The 19,638-nt window shown below is 68.1% G+C and carries 14 protein-coding genes; 6 read left to right on the plus strand and 8 right to left on the minus strand.

The window, feature by feature from the left end; translation table 11 throughout:
• The first annotated feature begins 49 nt into the window (after positions 1–49).
• On the plus strand, positions 50–1,327 hold the full coding sequence (eno, locus tag KAR29_RS13715; RefSeq protein WP_311135598.1) for a phosphopyruvate hydratase: 1,278 nt from the start codon (positions 50–52) through the stop codon (positions 1,325–1,327).
• A 98-nt stretch (positions 1,328–1,425) separates the two neighbouring features.
• On the opposite strand, the gene KAR29_RS13720 is transcribed toward eno, so the two are convergent.
• Positions 1,426–1,767, minus strand: coding sequence for a DUF190 domain-containing protein (locus KAR29_RS13720; protein ID WP_274373556.1), 342 nt, complete (start codon positions 1,765–1,767; stop codon positions 1,426–1,428).
• 392 nt (positions 1,768–2,159) lie between these two features.
• Between KAR29_RS13720 and KAR29_RS13725 the strand changes: the two genes are divergently transcribed.
• Positions 2,160–4,880: a S8 family serine peptidase gene (locus tag KAR29_RS13725; RefSeq protein ID WP_274373557.1), complete on the plus strand. Its 2,721-nt coding sequence runs from the start codon at positions 2,160–2,162 to the stop codon at positions 4,878–4,880.
• A 23-nt stretch (positions 4,881–4,903) separates the two neighbouring features.
• Here the strand turns inward: KAR29_RS13725 and KAR29_RS13730 are convergent, their stop codons facing one another.
• Entirely contained in the window at positions 4,904–5,593 is a 690-nt protein-coding gene (locus KAR29_RS13730; RefSeq protein ID WP_274373558.1) for an HAD family hydrolase, read from the minus strand.
• Positions 5,594–5,868: 275 nt separating this feature from the next.
• On the opposite strand from KAR29_RS13730, the gene KAR29_RS13735 reads away from it, so the two are divergent.
• From KAR29_RS13735 to trpB, 4 genes are all read left to right on the plus strand, one after another.
• Positions 5,869–7,944, plus strand: coding sequence for a methyl-accepting chemotaxis protein (locus KAR29_RS13735; RefSeq protein ID WP_274373559.1), 2,076 nt, complete (start codon positions 5,869–5,871; stop codon positions 7,942–7,944).
• Positions 7,945–8,272: 328 nt separating this feature from the next.
• Positions 8,273–8,551: a zinc-binding metallopeptidase family protein gene (locus KAR29_RS13740; protein ID WP_274373560.1), complete on the plus strand. Its 279-nt coding sequence runs from the start codon at positions 8,273–8,275 to the stop codon at positions 8,549–8,551.
• A 1-nt stretch (position 8,552) separates the two neighbouring features.
• Positions 8,553–8,831 carry a hypothetical protein gene (locus tag KAR29_RS13745; protein ID WP_274373561.1) on the plus strand — a complete coding sequence of 93 codons (279 nt, stop codon included), beginning with the start codon at positions 8,553–8,555 and terminating at the stop codon, positions 8,829–8,831.
• Positions 8,832–9,669: 838 nt separating this feature from the next.
• Positions 9,670–10,854 carry a tryptophan synthase subunit beta gene (gene trpB, locus KAR29_RS13750; RefSeq protein WP_274373562.1) on the plus strand — a complete coding sequence of 395 codons (1,185 nt, stop codon included), beginning with the start codon at positions 9,670–9,672 and terminating at the stop codon, positions 10,852–10,854.
• Here trpB and KAR29_RS13755 read toward each other — a convergent pair whose 3' ends face one another.
• The 6 genes from KAR29_RS13755 to KAR29_RS13780 form a co-directional block, all read right to left on the minus strand.
• Positions 10,855–11,736 (minus strand): GGDEF domain-containing protein, encoded by an 882-nt coding sequence (locus KAR29_RS13755; RefSeq protein ID WP_274373563.1) that lies wholly within the window; start codon positions 11,734–11,736, stop codon positions 10,855–10,857.
• Positions 11,733–13,874, minus strand: a complete 2,142-nt coding sequence (locus KAR29_RS13760; protein WP_274373564.1) for a sensor histidine kinase — start codon at positions 13,872–13,874, stop codon at positions 11,733–11,735. The genes KAR29_RS13755 and KAR29_RS13760 overlap by 4 nt, the downstream gene beginning before the upstream one ends.
• On the minus strand, positions 13,871–15,118 hold the full coding sequence (locus KAR29_RS13765; RefSeq protein WP_274373565.1) for an HDOD domain-containing protein: 1,248 nt from the start codon (positions 15,116–15,118) through the stop codon (positions 13,871–13,873). Before KAR29_RS13765 ends, KAR29_RS13760 begins: the two co-directional genes overlap by 4 nt.
• A 124-nt stretch (positions 15,119–15,242) precedes the next feature.
• Positions 15,243–16,916, minus strand: a complete 1,674-nt coding sequence (locus KAR29_RS13770; protein WP_274373566.1) for a glutamine--tRNA ligase/YqeY domain fusion protein — start codon at positions 16,914–16,916, stop codon at positions 15,243–15,245.
• A 69-nt stretch (positions 16,917–16,985) separates the two neighbouring features.
• Positions 16,986–18,488 (minus strand): AMP-binding protein, encoded by a 1,503-nt coding sequence (locus KAR29_RS13775; protein ID WP_274373567.1) that lies wholly within the window; start codon positions 18,486–18,488, stop codon positions 16,986–16,988.
• A 16-nt stretch (positions 18,489–18,504) separates the two neighbouring features.
• Positions 18,505–19,524, minus strand: a complete 1,020-nt coding sequence (locus KAR29_RS13780) for a potassium channel family protein (protein ID WP_274373568.1) — start codon at positions 19,522–19,524, stop codon at positions 18,505–18,507.
• Positions 19,525–19,638 lie beyond the last annotated feature (114 nt).

Raw genomic sequence — 19,638 nt, forward strand, 5'->3', positions numbered from 1 at the left:
ACAATGGGAGAACACCATGGAAGGCACATCGAAAAAGGAGGTCCTCATTTTGAAGGCGAAAATTGAAGCGATCCGCGCCATGGAGATTCTCGATTCGCGGGGCAACCCGACGGTACGCGTCTTCTGCGAGCTCGACAGCGGCATCTCCGTCTCGGCCTCGGTCCCCTCCGGAGCCTCGACGGGCGAAAACGAGGCCGTCGAGCTCCGCGACGGCGACGGGCGGCGCTACGGCGGCAAGGGCACGCTCAAGGCCGTGGCCAACGTCAACGAGATCCTCGCTCCGGCCCTCAAGGGATTGAATCCCTCAAGGCAGGCCGAGATCGACAGGCTCATGATCGATCTCGACGGGACGGCCAACAAGGGCAGGCTGGGCGCCAACGCCATCCTGGGCGTCTCCATGGCCGTGGCCAAGGCCGCAGCCGAGGCTTCCGGACTCCCCCTCTACGCCTACCTGGGCGGCGCCGGGGCGACGACCCTCCCCGTGCCCATGATGAACATCCTCAACGGCGGCAAGCACGCCGACAACAGCGTCGACTTCCAGGAGTTCATGATCATGCCCCTCGGCGCCCCCACCTTCGCCGAGGCCCTGCGCTACGGGGCCGAGACCTTCCACGCCCTCAAGAGGATCCTCCACGACAGGGGCTACGCCACGGCCGTCGGCGACGAGGGCGGCTTCGCCCCCAACCTGAAGAGCAACGACGAGGCCTGCGAGCTCATCGTCGAGGCCATCACCGACGCCGGATTCGAGCCGGGACGGCAGATCGCCATCGCCCTTGATCCCGCAGCCAGCTCCTTCTGCGAAAAGGGGCTCTACCGTCTCTCCAAGTCGGGCCAGGGAGACAGGACCAGCGCCGAGATGACGGCCCTCTACGACGGCTGGGTCGACCGCTTCCCCATCGTCTCCATCGAGGACGGCCTCGACGAGAACGACTGGGCCGGATTCAAGGCCCACACGGAGACTCTGGGACGGCGGATCCAGATCGTCGGCGACGACCTCTTCGTCACCAACAGCCGCTTCGTCGAGCGGGGAATCGCCGAAAAGTCCGCCAACGCCGTCCTGATCAAGCTCAACCAGATCGGAACGGTGACGGAGACCTTCGAGACCATCGCCCTCTGCCGCAGGGCGGGCTGGGGCTACGTCATCTCCCACCGGTCGGGCGAGACGGAAGACGCCTTCATGGCCGATTTCGCCGTCGCCGCAGGCGGGGGCCAGATCAAGACGGGCTCGGCCTGCCGCAGCGAGCGCATCGCCAAGTACAACCGCCTTCTGGAGATCGAGGCCGAGCTGGGCCGTTCGGCCCGCTTCGGCAACCCCTTCGCCCTCTGACCGGTCCCGCGTTCACGCAGAAAGGCGAGGCGTCCCTCCTCGGGACGCCTCGCCTTTCTGCGTGAAAAGAGGCGGGGCGACGACGAGCCTCCCGGCCCTCACTCCCCTCCATCGTGCCGGTAGACGACGACGCGCACCCTTTCCAGCGTGACGAGCCCCTCGCCGATCATGGCGTCCAGCTTGGGAAGGAAGGCCTCGATCTTCTCCTCGGCGTCGACGATCTCGATGACAAGAGGCAGGTCCTCCGAAAGACGCAGGATCTTCGACGTCCTGATCCGGCTGTTGGCGCCGAAGCCCAGAGCCCCCCGCAGCACGGTGGCCCCCGCGAGGCCCGATCGGCGGGCCTCTTCGACGATCGCCAGGTGCAGCGACCTGCCCTCCAGCCTGTCGTTGTCGCCGATAAAGATCCGCAGGAGCAGGGCTTCAGAGGGCAGTTTCATCATTTCCCGGAGGAACCCGACAGACTCCCAGCCGACGCCCCGGGCGCGTCAGCCCCCCTCCGTCGGACCCACGCGGGGCCGCTTCGATCACCGTCTGCGCGCAGGCGCCGGTTCGAACCGACCGGCCGGGCCGATGAAGTTTCCATCTCCATTTTGTCTGCGGATCGCGGACCCGATCCGCAGCGGCCGGCAAGGGAGGCTCCGTCGCCCCCGATCGCACCGGCACGCGAGGAGACCTCCACCACAAACGATCCCACCCTCCGCTCCGAACGGGCCCCGAGGCCCTCTCCTCCCTCGAAGGACACGGGGAAGAGGCCCTCCGTTCCCTCCTGTGCTACGATACTCGGGAAGAAAGGTTCCGCCGCGAATTCATCGATCGAAGGAGGGGTCCCATGCGCTTTCCGTCTTGGTTGTGGTCGGCTGTGGTTCTGTCGCTTTTCGTCGCCCCCGTCACCGGTTGGAGCAACGTCGTCCTTTTCGCCCCCGAACAAGGTGCCGATGAAAACCTTTCGGCCTCGGCCGTCACGGCCCGGGGGGCCTCCCTTCTGGCCGCCTCGGGCCTGTCGGGGCAGCTCCGAGGCGGCGCCCCCTCCGTGGGGGTCCTCTCCCTGTCCGTCGACGGCGACGCCGACGAGGCGGCGCGACGTCTGGCCCGGACGCCCGGCGTGGCCTGGGCCGAACCCTCTCTCCCCCTCGTCTTCTTCGGAGGAGAGGGATGGGACAACCTCTCCCATCTCCAGTGGGCCCTGGAGAACGACGGCAGCGCCGCGACGGCCCGGGAGCTGACCGACGTGGGTTCCCGGCCCGATCAGGCCTTTCCCGTCACCCTCGAATCGGGCGTCGACGTCGGGGCCCGGGAGGCCTGGCAGGTCACCTCGGGCGACAGCGGCCTCGTCGTCGCCGTCATGGACACGGGCATCTACGAAAGCCACATCGACCTGACCGACCGCCTCTGGATCAACGAGGGGGAAACGCCCTGGAACGGCGTCGACGACGACGACAACGGCTACATCGACGACTACTACGGCTGGAACGGAGAGGAAGGCAACTGTTACGTCGACGATCTGGCGGGCCACGGCAGCCACTGCGCCGGCATCATCGCCGCCGAGCGGAACGGCTACGGCACGGTGGGGATCGCCCACGGCGTGAAGCTCATGGCCCTCAAGGGCTTCTCGACGGAGGCCATGGCGATCAACACCGAATACCTCCTGGCCCAGAAGGCCCGCGGCGTCAACGTCAGGGCCGTCAACATGTCCTTCGGGACGGGCGCCCCCTACAGCCGGGCCGTCAGAGCCTCGCTGGAGGCCCTCCACGAGGGAGGGGTCCTCGTCTTCGCCGCCTCGGGCAACGACAGCATCGACCTCGACGCCTATCCCTTCACCTACCCGGCCTGCCTCCCCTACCCCAACGTCCTTTCCGTCTCGGCCTCGACGGGCACCGACGACCGGGCCTTCTTCTCCAACTTCGGCCGCAGCACCGTCGACCTCTTCGCCCCGGGGCTGGCCATTCTCTCGACGACGACGAACACGGCCAACCCGCCCAACAGCTATTCGGAGAGGATCGGCCGAAGGATCTACTCCTGGCAGATCCTTCACGGCACGTCGATGGCCTCGCCTCTGGCCGCCGGGATCGGCGCCCTCGCCCTGTCGGCCCATCCCGACGCCGACTGGCGCGACGTCAGGGCCCTGCTGGAGCAGGCCCAGGCGTCGCCGGAGGGGCTCGAAGGGCTGAGCCGCCTGGGACGGATCGACGCCGCCAAGGCCGTCCTCTCCCTCCCCGAAGGGCCCTCCCTCTTCGGCACCTCGGCGGTCTTTCCCGCGGCGGGCGAGGCGGTGACGCTCTACGGCCGCAATCTCGGCGCGGAAGGGACGCTCCGCCTCGTCGACGGAGGGGGGACGGTCCGGGAGGTGACGGCCCGACGCTGGACGCCGACGGAGGTGGAGTGTCTCCTCCCCGAAGACCCCGGAGACGCGCCGCAGGAGCTGGTCTGCCTCACCGGCGGAGGCGAGGCCCGGCTGGAGATCCGGGCGGGACGTCTCGGAACGGTCCGCGCCGTCGACACCCATCTGGAGACGAGCGGAGACCAGGAGATCGGCGTCTACCCCTCGACGGACCGTCCCGTCGCCCTCGGAGACGTCCTCTACGGCATCGGCACCTCCGATATCTTCAGCCGGTGGGGTTACTGGGTCCAAGGCCCCAAGCTCCTCCGCTTCGACCCCTCTGAGCGCCGCTACGAAAAGGCCCCTCTCGACGCGGCGGCCCAGGAACTCGTCGGCAACGACGGCCCCATCGACCTGGACTACGCCGTGCCGGCTGCCTGGAAGGGGGCGATCTACCTTTTCGGCGGCTCCGACGACGGCGTCGTCTACCGCTACGATCCCGACGAAGGGAGCCTGACGGCCGCGGGAGAGCTGCCGCAGGAGCTGAAGGAGGGGGTCCTCCAGGGAACGTCGGTCGCAGACGGAGGAGGCTGCCTCTACCTCGCCGGAGGGAGCTTCCGCGACGGGGAGGGGACGAGGCAGATCTCGAAAAGACTCTACCGGTTCGACCCCTCCTCGGGAGAGTGGCTCCGCCTCGCCGACCTGCCGACGGCCCGCTATCGCCCGGCGACGCTTTTCCTCGGCGGGAAGCTCCTCCTGGCCGGAGGCGTCGCCCTGGACCGAGCGAACCCCGACGGGGGGCGGGAGCTGGACATCGTCGACGTGGCCACGGGCGCGAGCGAAACGGTCCTTCTCCCCTTCCCCACCCTGAGGGGGACCTTCTTCGAGAGCGGCCGACGGCTGTACTTCTTCGGCGCCACGACGACCCTCTACAACACCAGCGTCAACTCGCCTCTCGTGGCCTGGACGGAGGCCGAAAAGCCTCAGGGACCCTGGCGCATCGCCCCCTTCCGCTTCGCCTTCGAGGGGGCCTTCTCCGGCTGGAGCTACGGCGACGAGACGGGGCTCCACCTCCTCTCCCAGGGGTGGGACGCCGACGCCGACGCCGGAATCCAGCTCTACTCCGTCGCCGTCCCCGAGGCCGATCCCGGCCATTCCTCCTCGGGCTGCTCCGTCGGCCTGGGCAACCTCGTCCTCCTGCCTCTGGCCCTGATCCTTCTGCTGCGGCGCTGAAGCTTGTCGGGGTCGACCGCCCCTCAGCGATCGGCCCCGTCGAGCCACTCCAGAAAGGCCCGGGCGGTGAAGTCGGCCATGCCCCCCTCGAAGAGCCGATGGGCCCGGTAAAAGACGTCGCCCCGAGAGGGGGCGAGGGTCGGAACGGCGACGACGGCCATCCCCGCCGCCAGGGCCGCCTCGACACCGTGGGCCGAGTCCTCGACGACGAGGGCCGACGACGGGGGACAGCCCAGACGCCGGGCCGCCTCGAGGAAGATATCGGGAGCCGGTTTGGGACGGGGCACCTCCTCGGAGGAGAGGAGGAGATCGAAAAAGGCGGAGATCCCCACCTGGGCGACGATCTCTTCGATCACGGCCGGGGAGGACCCGGAGGCGACGGCCAGAGAGATCCCCCTCCCCTTCAGCTCGGGCAGGAGACGGGCCATCTCGGGAAAAAGAAGGGTGTTGCGCCGGGCGAGATCGAGGTAGAGGGCGTTCTTTTTCGCCAGCAGAAGCCCGGGGCCGTCGGGAAGACGGAAGCGCTCGTGAAACTCCTCCATCATGGCGGCGTTGCCGTAACCGACGTAGCGGCGCTTCAGCTCCTCCGTGAAGGCCACGCCGTAGCCGGCCAGGAGAAGCCTGTCGGCCTCCAGGTAGTTGGGCTCGCTGTCGACGAGAGTCCCGTCGAGATCGAAAAGAACGGCTCGCACGGCACGGGTCGGTTTCGTCATGGCCTCTCCTCCTTCGCGGGCCTCGAAGCCCGCAAAGGCATTCTCGCCCGAAGGAGCGGTTCCGACAAGTCCGAACCGCTCCTTCGGGCGGGAACGCCGGGTATGGGGATCTCGCCTCGGCGACGACGAGGCTTCTGAAGGGCTCTTTGAATCGACGGCTCCGACGGACGATGCCTCTCCGAGCCCGTGAATCTTATTTTGCAACCTTTTCAACATACATCCCCTGGGGTATAATCGCCGTGTTCAAGAAATCGGACAACGAAGGAGGTCTCTCTGTGCGAAGGCATCTCTTGTTCAAACTGGTTTTCCCCGTCGCCCTGCTCACCCTTCTTTTCTGCGCCTCTCTGGTCTCGACGCTCCTCGTCACCGCCGCCCAGGAGCAGGACGGTCTGGCCGTCAACCTGGCGGGACGGCAGCGGATGCTGGCCCAGAAGATGACCAAGGAGGCCCTCTCCTTCGCCCTCACCGGCGACGCCCTTTTCCGCAGCGAGGCCGAGAAGACGATGACGGCCTTCGAGGCCACCGAAAAGGCCCTCGCCTCGGGAGGGCGCGCGCCTTTCGACATCGCCAAGGGGACGACGGCGGAGCTGAAGGCGCCGTCGCCCTCGGTCAGGGCCAAGGTCGCCGACGAGGCCCGTCTTTTCGGCGCCTTCAAGGCCGATCTGGGAGCCTTCATGGCCGCATCGGCCGACGAGGCCCTCCGCTCCAAGATCCTCGCGGCGACGCCGGCCCTCGTCGCCGCCGCCGACGGCGTCACCGTCCAGATCGCAGAGGAGGCCCGGCGACGGGTCACGCTCCTCGAGCGGATTCAGGAGGCCTCCCTGGCCCTCTCCCTCCTCGTCGCCCTCCTCTGCCTCCTTTTCTACCGCAGGGCCGTCCTCGGCCCCGTCAGGGCGCTGCTGACTTTCACGGAAGGCGCCTCCAAGGGAGCCGACCTGACCTGGCGCCTCTCCCCCCGGGGGGAGGATGAAATCGCCCGCCTGGCCCGGAGCTTCAACGCCTTCCTCGAAACGATCCGCCTCAACTTCTGGCACTCCTCGCAGGGGACGCAGGACTTTCTGGCCTCCTTCCACGCCCTCTCCCGGGGCCTTCACTCCTTCGAGGAGCGCTTCGGCGTCATGAAGGAGGGCATCGGCCAGGGAACGAAGGCCGTCGGACAGATCACCGGAGCCGTCCAGCAGCAGTACGCCTCCTCGGAGGAGATCGCCTCGACGGCCCAGGCCCTGGCCCTGATGGCCGAAAGCCTCAACGCCGCCGTCTCCGACGTCGTCGGCCAGGCCCGCCACGGAGAATCGGACCTTCAGGAGACGGCCCGGGCCGTCGATTCGGCCAAGGCCCAGGCCCTGGCCGTCTCCGATCGGGCCCGCACGCTGGCGGGCCAGGCCCAGGTGATCCACCAGGTCGTCCAGACCATTCAGGGCATCGCCGAACAGACGAACCTTCTGGCCCTCAACGCCGCCATCGAGGCGGCCCGGGCCGGCGATGCCGGACGCGGCTTCGCCGTCGTCGCCGAAGAGGTGCGCACCCTGGCCGAGGGGAGCAAGCGCGCCGCCGTCCAGATCGGCGAGAACCTGACGGCCCTCATGTCGGGCGTCGACGGAACGTCGGGCGACGCTCAGGCCATGTCGAAGGAGATGGAGAACGTCGCCGCCCACATCGCCGCCGTCGTCCGGGCCATGCTCTCCATCCTGGAGCGGATGGAGAGCATGAACGAGGTCTCCCAGAACGTGGCGGCCAGCGCCGAGGAGCTCTCGGCCTCGGCCCAGGAAATGGCCTCGGGGGCCGAATCGGTCTCGCGCTTCGCCGGAGAGATCAACGACGTCATCTCCGACGCGGGCCGTTCCGTCGAGACCCTGAGCCGGACCGTCGTCGAGCTCTCGGAGCGGACTCGCAAGAACGCCTCCCAGGGGGCGGAGCTCCTCGACTCTCTGGCCTCGCTGAACGTGACGACCTGCGCCGAACTGACCGTCATGGCCCACGAGGCCATCGGCGCCCACAAGGCCTGGATGGAGCGGCTGGCGGCCTTCCTCGACGGCAGCCTCTGGAACAACGAGACGGACCCGACCAAATGCCGCTTCGGCATCTTCCTCTCCACGGCCAAGCCGCCTCAGGAGGTCGCCGGCGAATGGCAGAAGGTCCTCTCCCTTCACGACGACCTTCACCGCCTGGGCCACGACGTACAGCACCTCATGGCCGAGGGAAAGGCGGCCGAGGCCCGCTCCGCCTATGACCGCGCCGCCGGGACGAGCCGCAGGCTGACGGCCCTCCTCGAAGAGCTGGCCCGGCGCTGCGACGGGCAACAGGGGGCAAAGGCGACTCCTGGCCTCATGGCCCTGCCCGGGCGCCCCTGACAGACCCCGACGCCCCGGGCCCTTTGGGCCCGGGGCGTCCCGAGGCTTTTCTCCGTGGCGGGGCTGGACGACGGGGGGCACTTCCTTCGGGGACCCCGGTCGTCCAGCCCCCCGTCGCACCTTCGTCGCGTGTCTCGCCTTCCCGGAGACGGCATCGGCCCCTGCGCCGACGACGGGGAGTCCTCCCCGATCGGCCGGGACCGCGTCGAGGACGGAGGAAGCCCCTGATGCTACAATGGTCGACAGGAAGGGTCTTTTACGGGGCGTCGTCACGATGCCCGCAGCGAAGGAAGACCTCGAAAGGATCACCCGCGAAGGAGGGATGGCCATGACCGAGAACGCCCACGACGACCGGGAACTTCTGGCCCGCCTGGAGACACTGGCGGAGGAGGTGGCCGAGCTGCGTCACCGGATTGATCGGACGCCGCAGCTCGGCCTCGAGACGGAACGGATCGCCCGTCTTCTTGAGGAGATGGGGGGAAGGGTGAGCGATCTCTGGGACAGGGGCGTCGAGGAAGTGACGTCGGGACGCAGGGCCCCTCTGACCGCGGCGACCCTGGCCTTCGGAGCGGGCCTCCTTCTGGGAGCCTTGACGCGCCGGAAATAACATGGAGGCCCTCTCCCGATTCCTCCTGGCCCTCTGTGACCTCGTCGAGGCCGAGGGACGCCTTCTTCGCCAGAGGGGCGTCGAGGCCGCCCAGGCCGTCGCCACCCTGCTACTGGCTTTTTTCTGTCTCGCCCTGGGTCTGGTCCTCCTGGGGAGAGGGCTCTATCTTTTTCTGGCGCGACTCTGGGGCCCGCCGACGGCCTCGGCCCTCATGGGATCGCTCTTTCTCGCCCTGGGAGGGGGCCTCTGGTGGACGGCCGGCCGCAAAGCCCGCAGCTAGCCGTCGAGGAGGCCCGGAACCGTCTCCTTCAGGCCACACGCGGCGCCGATCCCCTCGCCGGGCTCCGACGCCATCGGTGGGCCACGCTGGCAGGAGCGGCGGCGGCGGGGTTTCTTCTGGGGCGAAGGGGTCTGCGTCTTTTGCCCTTTTTGCTTCGGGGAGCGGAGGCCTTTCTGTCCCTGACGGCAGGACACCTTCCGATCCCTCGGGGACAGGCGGCCCAAGGGGCACCAAGCCGCTCCGGCGCCGCTTCGCCTTTGGCGTCGAAACGCCCCTGAGAGCAAGGACTCCGACGAGACCGGTGCCGAAAGCCGGAGGAACCTCGGGTGGAGAGACAACGGGAACGAGGGCGAATCCTCCCTCGGGAGATCCGTCAGGCCATCCGGGTGACGAGGACTTCGGCGGGTTTGCGCTCGCGCCGCCGACGGCATCGGACCGGCGGCGGCGCGGCCGGGAGGGGAGCGCTCCCAGGAGAAGCGGCCCGACGAGGAGGAGCTGGCCCCTCCGGGCAGGGAACTCTCCGGGGCCCCTCAAGATGCCGCGACGGCGGGTCGCGGCGAATCCGCACCACGGGGCTTGCGCGGGAGGACCTCCTGTGGTAGTTTTTCCTGGAATGGATCTCTTCCCCCTCCGGGGGGAGGACCGGAGTTGAGGCGAGATGAGCCCGAAATCCCTGTCCCTTCAGATGAACCGCTTCTGGTGGTGGCCTCTCTAGGCCACCGCAGCCGTCGTGCGTCCGGGGCTGCGGGGGAATTCTTCCCTCACAGCCCCTTTTCCTTTTTCGGAGGGGCCTGACGAGGCCCCTCCTTCGTCGTTTCATGAGGAGGTTTTTCTGAAGATGAGTCGAGATGAGATGAGACGAGGCTTTTTCGGGGAATATGGCGGCGCCTTCGTGCCCGAGGCCCTTCTGCCCCGCCTGGAGGAGCTCGATCGGGCCTTCGTCGAGGCCACGGCCGACGGCGAGTTCGAAAGGGAGTATGTGCGCCTCCTCAAGGAGTACGTGGGGCGCCCCTCGGCGCTGACGGAGTGCGCCAACGTGAGCCGTCACTGCGGCGGCGGCCGCCTCTTCCTCAAGAGAGAGGATCTGAACCACACGGGGGCCCACAAGATCAACAACGCCCTCGGCCAGGCCCTGCTGGCCCGACGGATGGGGAAGAAGGAGCTCATCGCCGAGACGGGGGCGGGGATGCACGGGACGGCGACGGCGACGGTGGCGGCCCTCTTCGGGATGAAATGCACCGTCTACATGGGCGCCGTCGACGTGAAGCGTCAGGCTCCCAACGTGGCCCGCATGAAGGCCCTCGGCGCCGAGGTCGTCGAGGTCCACGACGGGCTGGCGACGCTGAAGGAGGCCGTCGACGCGGCCCTGACGGCCTACGTGGAACAGCCCGAGACCTTCTATCTCCTGGGCTCGGCCGTGGGACCCCATCCTTTCCCGACGATGGTGCGCCGCTTCCAGAGCGTCATCGGCCGCGAGGCCCGGGAGCAGTTCCTGGCCCGCGAGGGACGCCTTCCCGACTACGCCCTGGCCTGTGTCGGCGGCGGCAGCAACGCCATCGGCCTCTTCTCGGCCTTCGTCGACGACGCCTCGGTGAAACTCGTCGGCGTCGAGCCCGCCGGACGGGGCCTTCATACGGGCGACCACGCGGCGACTCTCGTGGCGGGCAGGCCTAGCCTGATCCACGGCTTCCGCAGCTACGTCCTGGCCGACGGGGCCGGCGAGCCTCTGCCCGTCTATTCCATCTCGGCCGGCCTGGACTATCCCGGCGTCGGCCCCGAACACGCCTTCCTCAAGGACTCGGGAAGGGCCTCCTATGTGGCCGTCACCGACGACGAGGCCGTCGAGGCCTTCAGGACCCTCTGCCGCCTCGAGGGGATCATCCCCGCCCTGGAGAGCGCCCACGCTCTGGCCCAGGCCCTGAAGATGCTCCCCGGCCTGAGAGAGGACGAGACGCTCCTCGTCAATCTTTCGGGACGGGGCGACAAGGACCTCGATCAGGTCCTCCCCCTCCTGGGCCTCTGATCAGCAGGAGAGCACGACGGCGTTCTTCCCCTGCGCCTTCGCCCTGTAGAGGGCCTCGTCGGCCCGCCCGACGAGGCCCTTCAGCTTCTCCTCTCCGTCGAAGCAGGCCCCGCCGAGGCTTACGGTGACGTTCAGCCGCCAGCCTCCGGCGAGGACGGGCGCGGAGGCGACGGCCGACCGGACCCGTTCGAGGATCTCTCCGACTTCCGGGCCGGCCACTCCGGGAAGGACGATGAGGAATTCCTCGCCGCCGTAGCGCCCCACCTCGTCGTAGTCGCGCAGGGTCTCCGTCATGCGCCGGGCGACGTCGCAGAGGACGATGTCGCCGACGAGGTGGCCGTAGCGGTCGTTGACCTTTTTGAAATCGTCCAGATCGGCCATGGCCACGGCCAGGGGGGTTTTGAGGCGCTGCGACCGCGAGAGCTCCTTCTCCAGGCGGGTCAGGACGGCGCCGCGGTTGAAGAGCCCCGTCAGGCCGTCGTGATCGGCCTGATGGCGGAGGCGATCCTGCAGCTCCAGGATGCGCCGCCCCGCCTGGACGCGCATCTTGAGCTCCTGGGCGTCGAAGGGCTTGGTGACATAGTCGTCGGCTCCGGCGTCGAGGCCGGCGACGACACTGGCCCGATCGCCCTGGACGGTGAGGAGGAGGACGTAGCGGTAGCGTCCCTCGGGACTCTGGCGGAGCCTGCGGCAGATTTCGGGGCCCTCCATCCCGGGCATGAGCCAGTCGATGACGGCGAGAGGGGGAGCCTCGTCGTCCTGAAGGATCTGCCAGGCCTCGCTGCCGTTCTCGGCCGTGACGACATCGTACCCCCACTGAGCCAGAAGCGAGGCGACCATGAAACGGGTCGTTCTGTCGTCTTCGGCGACGAGCACTCTCATTCTGTCCAACCTCCCCTGCCCTCTTCCTTCCACCACGTCAGGAAACCCGCCGCTTCCTTCTCCAGCTGCTCCAGCGCCCTCGCCGCACCGGTCCGGTCACGCCCTCGACAGCGCCTCTCCAGGTCGGTGGCGCGACCGTGAAGGGCCGAGGCGGCGCTGTTGGCCGCCGCCCCCTTCAGGGCGTGGGCGACGAGGCGCAGTCGCTCCAGATCGCCCCCGGCCAGGGCCGCCCGGGCATCGCCGACATAGGCCTCCAGGTCTTCGGCGAAGGTCTCGACGATCTGAAGGCAGAACGTCGCGTCGCCTCCCATGCGATCCCGGAGAAGCTCCATGTCGAGCAGATCGGGCCTCGGCCTGGGCCGCCTGGCCTCGAGAAGACCGTCGATGACGCGGCGCAGGACGTCGGGAAGGATCGGCTTGGAGAGGTAGCCGTCCATTCCCGCATCGAGACAGCGCCGACGGTCGCCCTCGAAGGCCCCCGCCGTGAGGGCCACGATGGGGATCGCCGGGTCGGGAAGGGTCGACGAGGCGCGGATGCGGGCCGTCGCCTCGAAACCGTCCACGTCGGGCATCTGGATGTCCATGAGGACCAGATCGAAGGGCTCCCGGGCCAGGCGCTCCAGGGCGGCCTCGGCCGAGGCGACGGAGGCGGCCTTCAGGCCCAGCTTCTCGGCCATGGCCTCGGCGACGCGGCGGTTGGTCCGGCTGTCGTCGACGACGAGGAGGCGCGCGCCGGGAAAGCGGGAGAGGACGATCTTCGTCGGCCCCTCGTCGCGCTCCCCTCCATCGGCGAGGCGGAAGGGAACGTCGAAGTAGAAGAGGGAGCCCTCTCCGAAGACGCTTTCGACGGCGATGGTCCCGCCCATGAGGTCGACGAGGCGCTTCGAGATCGCCAGCCCCAGGCCCGTCCCGCCGTAGCGGCGCGTCGTCGAGGCGTCGCCCTGGGAGAAGTGGAGGAAGAGGCGCTTCTGCTGCTCTTCGGTGATGCCGATCCCCCTGTCGCGGACGGAAAAGCGCAGCGTCACCCCCTCGCCGTCCCGCCTCTCGACGGCGACGCAGAGGAGGATCTCCCCCTCGTCGGTGAACTTGACGGCGTTGTCCGTCAGGTTCACCAGGACCTGACGGAGCCGCCCTCGATCGCCCTCGACGCAGGAGGGGATGTCGGGGGCCAGGCAGAGACGCAGCGTTAGCCCCTTGCGGGCCGCTCGGGGGGCGAGAGAGGTGCGGATCTCGTCGAGGAGCTCGGCGACGGAGAGGGGGTGCCTCTCGATCGCGACCTTGGAGGCCTCGAGCCTGGAGAAGTCGAGAACGTCGTTGATGAGGCGCAGGAGAGAGCGTCCCTCGCGGCGGATCATTTCGACGCGCTCCTTCTCCTCCCCGCCGAGGGCACCGTCGGCCAGGAGTTCGGCCATGCCGAGAATGCCGTTGAGGGGCGTCCGCATCTCGTGGCTGACGTTGGCGATGAAGAGGTCCTTGGCCCGGTTTTCCTCGGTCTTCTCCGACACCTTCAGCTCCAGCTGGCTTCGATAGGCGGCCCTCTCCCGCTCCGTGGCCTCGAGATGGTCCACCTTGAGCCTGAGCTCCTCGTTGAGATCGCGCACGAGGCGATAGAGTTCCAGGTTGTGGAGCGTCGAAGCCGTCAGGGCCAGAGTCGCCGTCAGGAAGGCCCGGCCCAGATCGGGAAGGAGGGCCAGGTCCTCGTCGAGGACGGCGACGAAAAGGCCCAGGTCGCGATCGGGCGTGACGAGGCCCTGGAGAAGGAGCGATTCCCTCCCCTCGCCGGCCGTGACGGTCAGGGCCTTGCTGCGCCTCAGGGCCCAGGCGACGGTGCCGTCGTCGATGAGGAGCTCCGTCTCGGCGGCGATGAAGGGCTCCCACTCGGGCGGATCGCAGAGGGCAAGGCGGAAGTCGAGGCCGTCGGGAGCCACGAGCCAGAAGGCCGTCGCCTTGAAGCGGATCAGGCTCCGGACCTTGGCCGACGTCTCCTCCAGAAGGGCCGAGGCCGTCGTCACCTCGTCGAGGCGCGGCACGAGAAGGGCCTGGTTCATGGCCGCCTCGAGAAGCCTGGCGCCCCTCTGTCGCTCCCGGCGAAGGCGGTCGACCTCCTCGGCGAGGGCGTTTCTTTCCTGATCCGTCATGAGTTCTCACCGCCGAAAAAGACGTGCATGATTTCCTTGATCTGCCGCTCCCCCTGGATCACGATGCCCGACAGGGCCTCGGCCTCGATCCCCAGGGCCTCCCAGGCCCCGGCCTTGAGGGAGGGAACGAAAAGAGAGCCGCTGGTGCCGATCTGGAGGGCGAGGGAGAGGATATCGGCGACGTGGACGGGAGCGGCTCCCTCGGGGGCTCCCTCGTCGACGGGGCTGTGGTGAAAGCCCACCAGCTGAGGGAGGGGATCGGGGATGTGCCACGACGCCAGGAGGACCTGTCCGAGACGGGCATGATCGAATCCGAGAAGGTCGCGCTCGCCCTCGTGGAGAGGCGCCCCGAGACGCCGCGACAGGGCGAGGGCGCAGGTCATCTCCCGCGGGAGACGGCGGTAGAGGACGAGGCGTCCCAGATCGTGGAAAAGGCCGGCCAGGAAGAAACGCTCCTCCTGACGGGCGTCGCGGGAGGCCGCCAGGAGGCGGGCGAAGACGCCGCAGGCCACGGCATGCTGCCAGAAGGACTTCATGTCGACGTAACGGTCCGGGACCCTGTCGAAGACGTTGAGCGTCGAGACGGCCAGGGCAAGGCTGGAGAGCTCCGTCGTGCCGATGATGGCGATGGCCCGTGAGATGGAGTCGATGGGCTGGGGGAAGGCGTAGAAGGAGCTGTTGACGAGGCGCAGCAGCCGCGCCGAGAGGCTGGGGTCCTTGCCGACGACTTCGGCCAGGTGGACGGCCGAGGCGTAGGGCGTCTCGAGGAGTTCGCGGATCTTGAAATAGATGTCGGGAAAGGAGGCGAGGCGAACCTCTCCGAGGACCAGGCCCTCCGGCGTCAGATCCCGTCTCCGGCAGCGTCTCAGGAGTTCGAGAGGTTCGCTCCCGACGACGACGGGCCGGGGCTCGAAGCCCTCCTCCATCCGGGCGGCGAGGCGGTCGACGCAGAGGCGGAAGAGTTCGGCCATGGCCCGGTGATCGCGCCGCGACGGGGGGAAAAGAAGGGAAAGATGGGCCTCGGCCCGTCGCCGCACGGCCTCGGTGGCGCGCCGCTCCTCTTCGATGGCCTCGTCGTCGCTTCCCTCGACGGAAACGGCCAGGATTCCCAGAATCTTGAACATGCGGATCTGTTTGGCCGTCAGGGCCGATCCGCTGGCAAGCACAAAACGCCCCGCCGAGTCTCGGAGATTCTCGGCGAGGACCATGCCCTCCTTCAGGTTGGACGTTCCGACGCGCCCCACGACCAAGCCCCCAACGTTTTCCTGAAACAAGTCTAAACGATGGCGACGGCCGACACAACAGGAACGGCGACGGCCCCCCGGGGGGAGGCCCGATCCCGGCGGCCTCCCTCGGGGGGTCGGTCCCTCAGCTCCGCTGAGCCTTGCTCCAGCTCTCCTTGAGGGAGACGGTGCGGTTGAGGACGAGGGCTTCGGGCCGGCTGTCGTCGTCGACGATGAAATAGCCGTGGCGGAGGAACTGGAAGCGCTCGCCGGGCCCGGCCTGGCCCAGCGAGGGCTCGACGAGGGCCGAGACGACGCGGAGAGAGTCGGCGTTGAGATAGTCGCGGTAGTCCTTGCCCTCCTCCATGGAATCCATGTCCCGGAGGGTGAAGAGCCGGTCGTAGAGGCGGACCTCGGCGGCCAGGGCGTGAGAGGCCTCGACCCAGTGGAGGGTCCCCTTAACCTTGCGTCCGTCGGGGGCCTCGCCGCCGCGGCTTTCGGGGTCGTAGCGGCAGCGAAGCTCGACGACCCGGCCCGATCCGTCGCGGATCACGTCGGTGCAGGTGACGAGGTAGGCGTGCTTGAGGCGCACCTCGCTGCCCGGCGAGAGGCGGAAGAACTTCTTGGGCGGGTTCTCCATGAAGTCGTCGCGCTCGATGAAGATCTCCCGGCCGAAGGGGATCTTGCGGTACGTCGCCTCGGCCGCCTCGGGGTTGTTCAGGGCCTCGAGCTCCTCGATCTGCCCCTCGGGGTAGTTCTCGATGACCACCTTGAGCGGATCCAGGACGGCCATGACGCGGTCGGCATCGCGGTTGAGCTCCTCGCGGATGCAGAACTGGAGGAATTCGATGTCGACGAGGCTGTTGGCCTTGGAGACGCCGATGTCGGCGCAGAAGCGCCGGATCGCCGAAGGGGTGTAGCCGCGGCGGCGGAGGCCGCTGATCGTCGGCATGCGGGGATCGTCCCAGCCGGAGACGATCTTCTCCGTCACGAGCTGGAGGAGCTTGCGCTTGCTCATGACGGTGTAGGTCAGGTTGAGGCGGGCGAACTCGTACTGACGGGGCCTGGAGGGGACGGAGACGTTCTCCAGGAACCAGTCGTAGAGGGGCCGGTGATCGGCGAACTCGAGGGTGCAGATGGAGTGGGTCACCCCTTCGATGGCGTCCTCGTAGCCGTGGGCGAAGTCGTACATGGGATAGAGACACCAGCGGTCGCCCGTGCGGTGATGGCTCTTCTTCAGGATCCGGTAGAGGACGGGGTCGCGCATGTTGATGTTGGGATGGGCCATGTCGATCCTGGCCCGGAGGACGCGGCTCCCCTCGTCGAACTCGCCCTCGCCCATGCGGCGGAAGAGGTCGCGGTTCTCCTCGACGGAGCGGTTCCGCCAGGGCGACTCCCTGCCGGGCTCGGTCAGCGTCCCCCGTGAGGCGCGGATCTCCTCGGGGCCCTGATCGTCGACGTAGGCCCGGCCCGCCTCGATCAGCTCCAGGGCCCAGCGGTGAAAGGACTCGAAGTAGTCCGAGGCGAAACGCAGGTGGGCCCAGCGGAATCCGAGCCAGCTCACGTCGCGCTTGATCGATTCGACGTACTCCGTCTCTTCCTTGGCGGGGTTGGTGTCGTCGAAGCGCAGGTTGCAGTCGCCGCCGAACTGCTCGGCCAGACCGAAGTTGAGGCAGATCGACTTGGCGTGTCCGATGTGCAGGTAACCGTTGGGCTCGGGCGGGAAGCGGGTGACGACCTTCGAGACCCGTCCCGACTGGAGGTCGTCGCGGATGATCTGTTCGATGAAGCTGCCTCCCTGTTGCGTCCGTTCTTCCATGGCCTTTTCCTCCGTTTGCGGTGAGCTTGAGCCCATTGTACTCGTCGTGACCCCTTCCGACAAAAGCGATCAGCCTCTGCCCCGCTCGGCGCGCCGGCGCTCCTCGTCGCGCAGGACGCGGCGCAGGACCTTGCCCAGAGGCGATCGGGGCAGCTCGCCGACGAAGGCGATCTTCCGGGGCGTCTTGAAGTGGGCCAGCCTCTCCCGGCAGAAGCGGAGCAGCTCCCTCTCCCCGGGAGGATCCATCCCCTCCTGGAGGACGACGAAGGCCTTGGGCACCTCGCCGCTGGTGGCGTTGGGACTGCCGATGACGGAGACCTCCCGGACGGCGGGGTGCTGGAGGAGCACCGACTCGACCTCCTGAGGGTAGACGTTGAAGCCGCCGACGATGATCAGGTCCGTGGCCCGATCGAGAAGGGTCAGGCAGCCGTCGTCGAGGCGGACCACGTCGCCCGTGTCGAACCAGCCGTCGCGGAAGCGCTGCTCCGTCGTCTCGGGATTGTCGCAGTAGCCTTCCGTGATGGAAGGCCCCTTCAGCCAGAGGACGCCCTCGCTCCCCTCGGGAAGGACCCGGCCCTCGTCGTCTCGGACCTCGTAGACGTAGCCGGGAATGACGGGTCCCACCGTTCCCAGGCGACGGGTGGCGTAGCTGCGGTTGACGGCGACGAGGGGAGAGCACTCGGTGAGGCCGTACCCCTCGAGAATGGGCAGACCCAGATGGGTCCGGGCCTTCTCGTCCAGGCCCAGGGGAACCTTGTCGCCGCCGACGAGGAGGGTCCGAAGGCTTTTCGGCGCCCGACCGGTCCGGGCCGCGGCGGCGCAGAGAAGGGAGATCATCGTCGGCACGGCGAGGACGACGGTGCCCTGGGCGGCATCGAGGGCGTCGAGGGCGTCGGCGACGGGGAGAAAGGAGGGGAGGACGATCTGTCTGTAGCCGGCGACGAGGGGAAGAACGGAACAGAGGCCGAAGCCGAAGGCGTGAAAGTTGGGCAGGGCGTTGAGAATCGTCTCGTCGGGACCGAGGGCGGTGATGAAGGCCAGGGCCGTTCCGACGTTGTCGAGAAGGTTGGCGTGGCTCAAGGGGACGATCTTGGGACGTCCCGTCGTGCCCGACGTGGAATAGGTCACGGCCAGGGAGGGGGCGCCCCGGCGCCCTCCGCGGCAGGTCATCGGCGGCAGGAGCCCTTCGAGGGAAGCCAGGGCGACGGGGAGACCCGAAGAGGCGGAAAGGGACGCCTGATCGGCCGAGTCGGGGAGGACGAGAAGCGACGGCTCGAGCGTCTTCAGCGTCGAGAGGAGGAGATCGCCCCCTCCCAGGGGATTGAGGGGGGCCACGGAGCCGCCCAGACTCCAGGCGGCCAGGGAGAGGGAAAGACTCAGAGGGGAGTTGGGCACCATGAAGGCCAGGCGTTGCCCCTCTCCGAAGCCTCCCCGCTCCAGGGTCTCGATGCACGAGCGCGTCCGATCGAGGAAGCGGGGAACGGACCACCACTCCCCCTTCCACCAGAGCAGGGGCACGTCTCCCATAGCCTCCAGTCTGGCAAAGACGGTTCTCTCCAGTCTCTCCGTCATCACAGGGCCTCCTTGATCACGTCGTCGAAGGATCGGAACGGGGCAGCAGAAAATCGCGCCTCAAGGCGGCCATGGCCGTTCGAGGCGCCAACAGGATGAGCTCGTCTCCCCCTTCGATCCGTTTCTCCCCCGAGGGGTTGTAGGCGACGCTTCCGTCGACGCCGTGGATGGCGACGACGATGGCGTTGTAGCGCGAGCGGAGAGGGGCCTCCTTCAGGGCGAGCCCCTCCAGGGAACTGCCGTCGACGACGCGGAAGGATTCGAAATCGAGGTCCAGTTCGCGGGAGAGGTTGATGAGTTCGAAGAAATCGGCCACGGCCGGGCTCAGGGCGGCCCGCGCCAGGGCGACGGCACCGGCCCGGACGGGATTGATGACCTTGTCGGCGCCGGCCCGGTAGAGGGCGTTGACGGCCTGGGCGTCGCTGGCGCGGACGACGATGCGCAGGTCCGCCTTGAGGGCCTTGGCCGAAAGGGTGACATAGACGTTGTCGGCGTCGGCCGAGAGGGCCGCCACCAGCCCCCGGGCGCGGTGGATCCCCGCCTTGGCGAGGATCTCCTCGCCCGTCGCGTCGCCGACGAGGACGGGCCACCGGTCGGAGGGGAGAGAGGCGATCCGCTCGGCGTCGCGTTCGATGACGACGAGACTCTGACCGGCGGCGGCGATCTGCTCCGCCACCTGGAGCCCCACCCGGCCGAGACCGCAGACGATCCAGTGGTCGTTGAGACGTTCCAACCCGTTATCCCTCCGTTTTCCCAGAACCTGGCGCATCCTGTCGACGACGATCGTCTGGACGAGCCTCCCCACGATGACGCCGACGGTGCCCACGGCGGCGATGATGTAAAATGTGAGAAAGACCTTGGCCTCGGGCGTCAGATAGGGCGGGGCCTCATAGCCCACCGTGGCCAGGGTGGTGACGATGTAGAAAAGGGCGTCGATCCAGGGGAGATCGGCCAGCAGGCGGAGGCCGAGAACGCCGACGGCGATCAGCCCCAGGGCGATGGTCAGCCAGAAAAGCAGATTCGTCCTTTCCTTCACGCGATTCGCTCCCCTGTCGAGACGTGGGCAAAACCCTTTCGGAACGCGAGGGACATTTTATTATAGTCGGAATAGAGCACCCCGTTATCCCCTCGCGGCAGATTTTTCTCCCAA

The organism is Aminithiophilus ramosus (assembly GCF_018069705.1).
Lineage (GTDB): Bacteria > Synergistota > Synergistia > Synergistales > Aminithiophilaceae > Aminithiophilus > Aminithiophilus ramosus.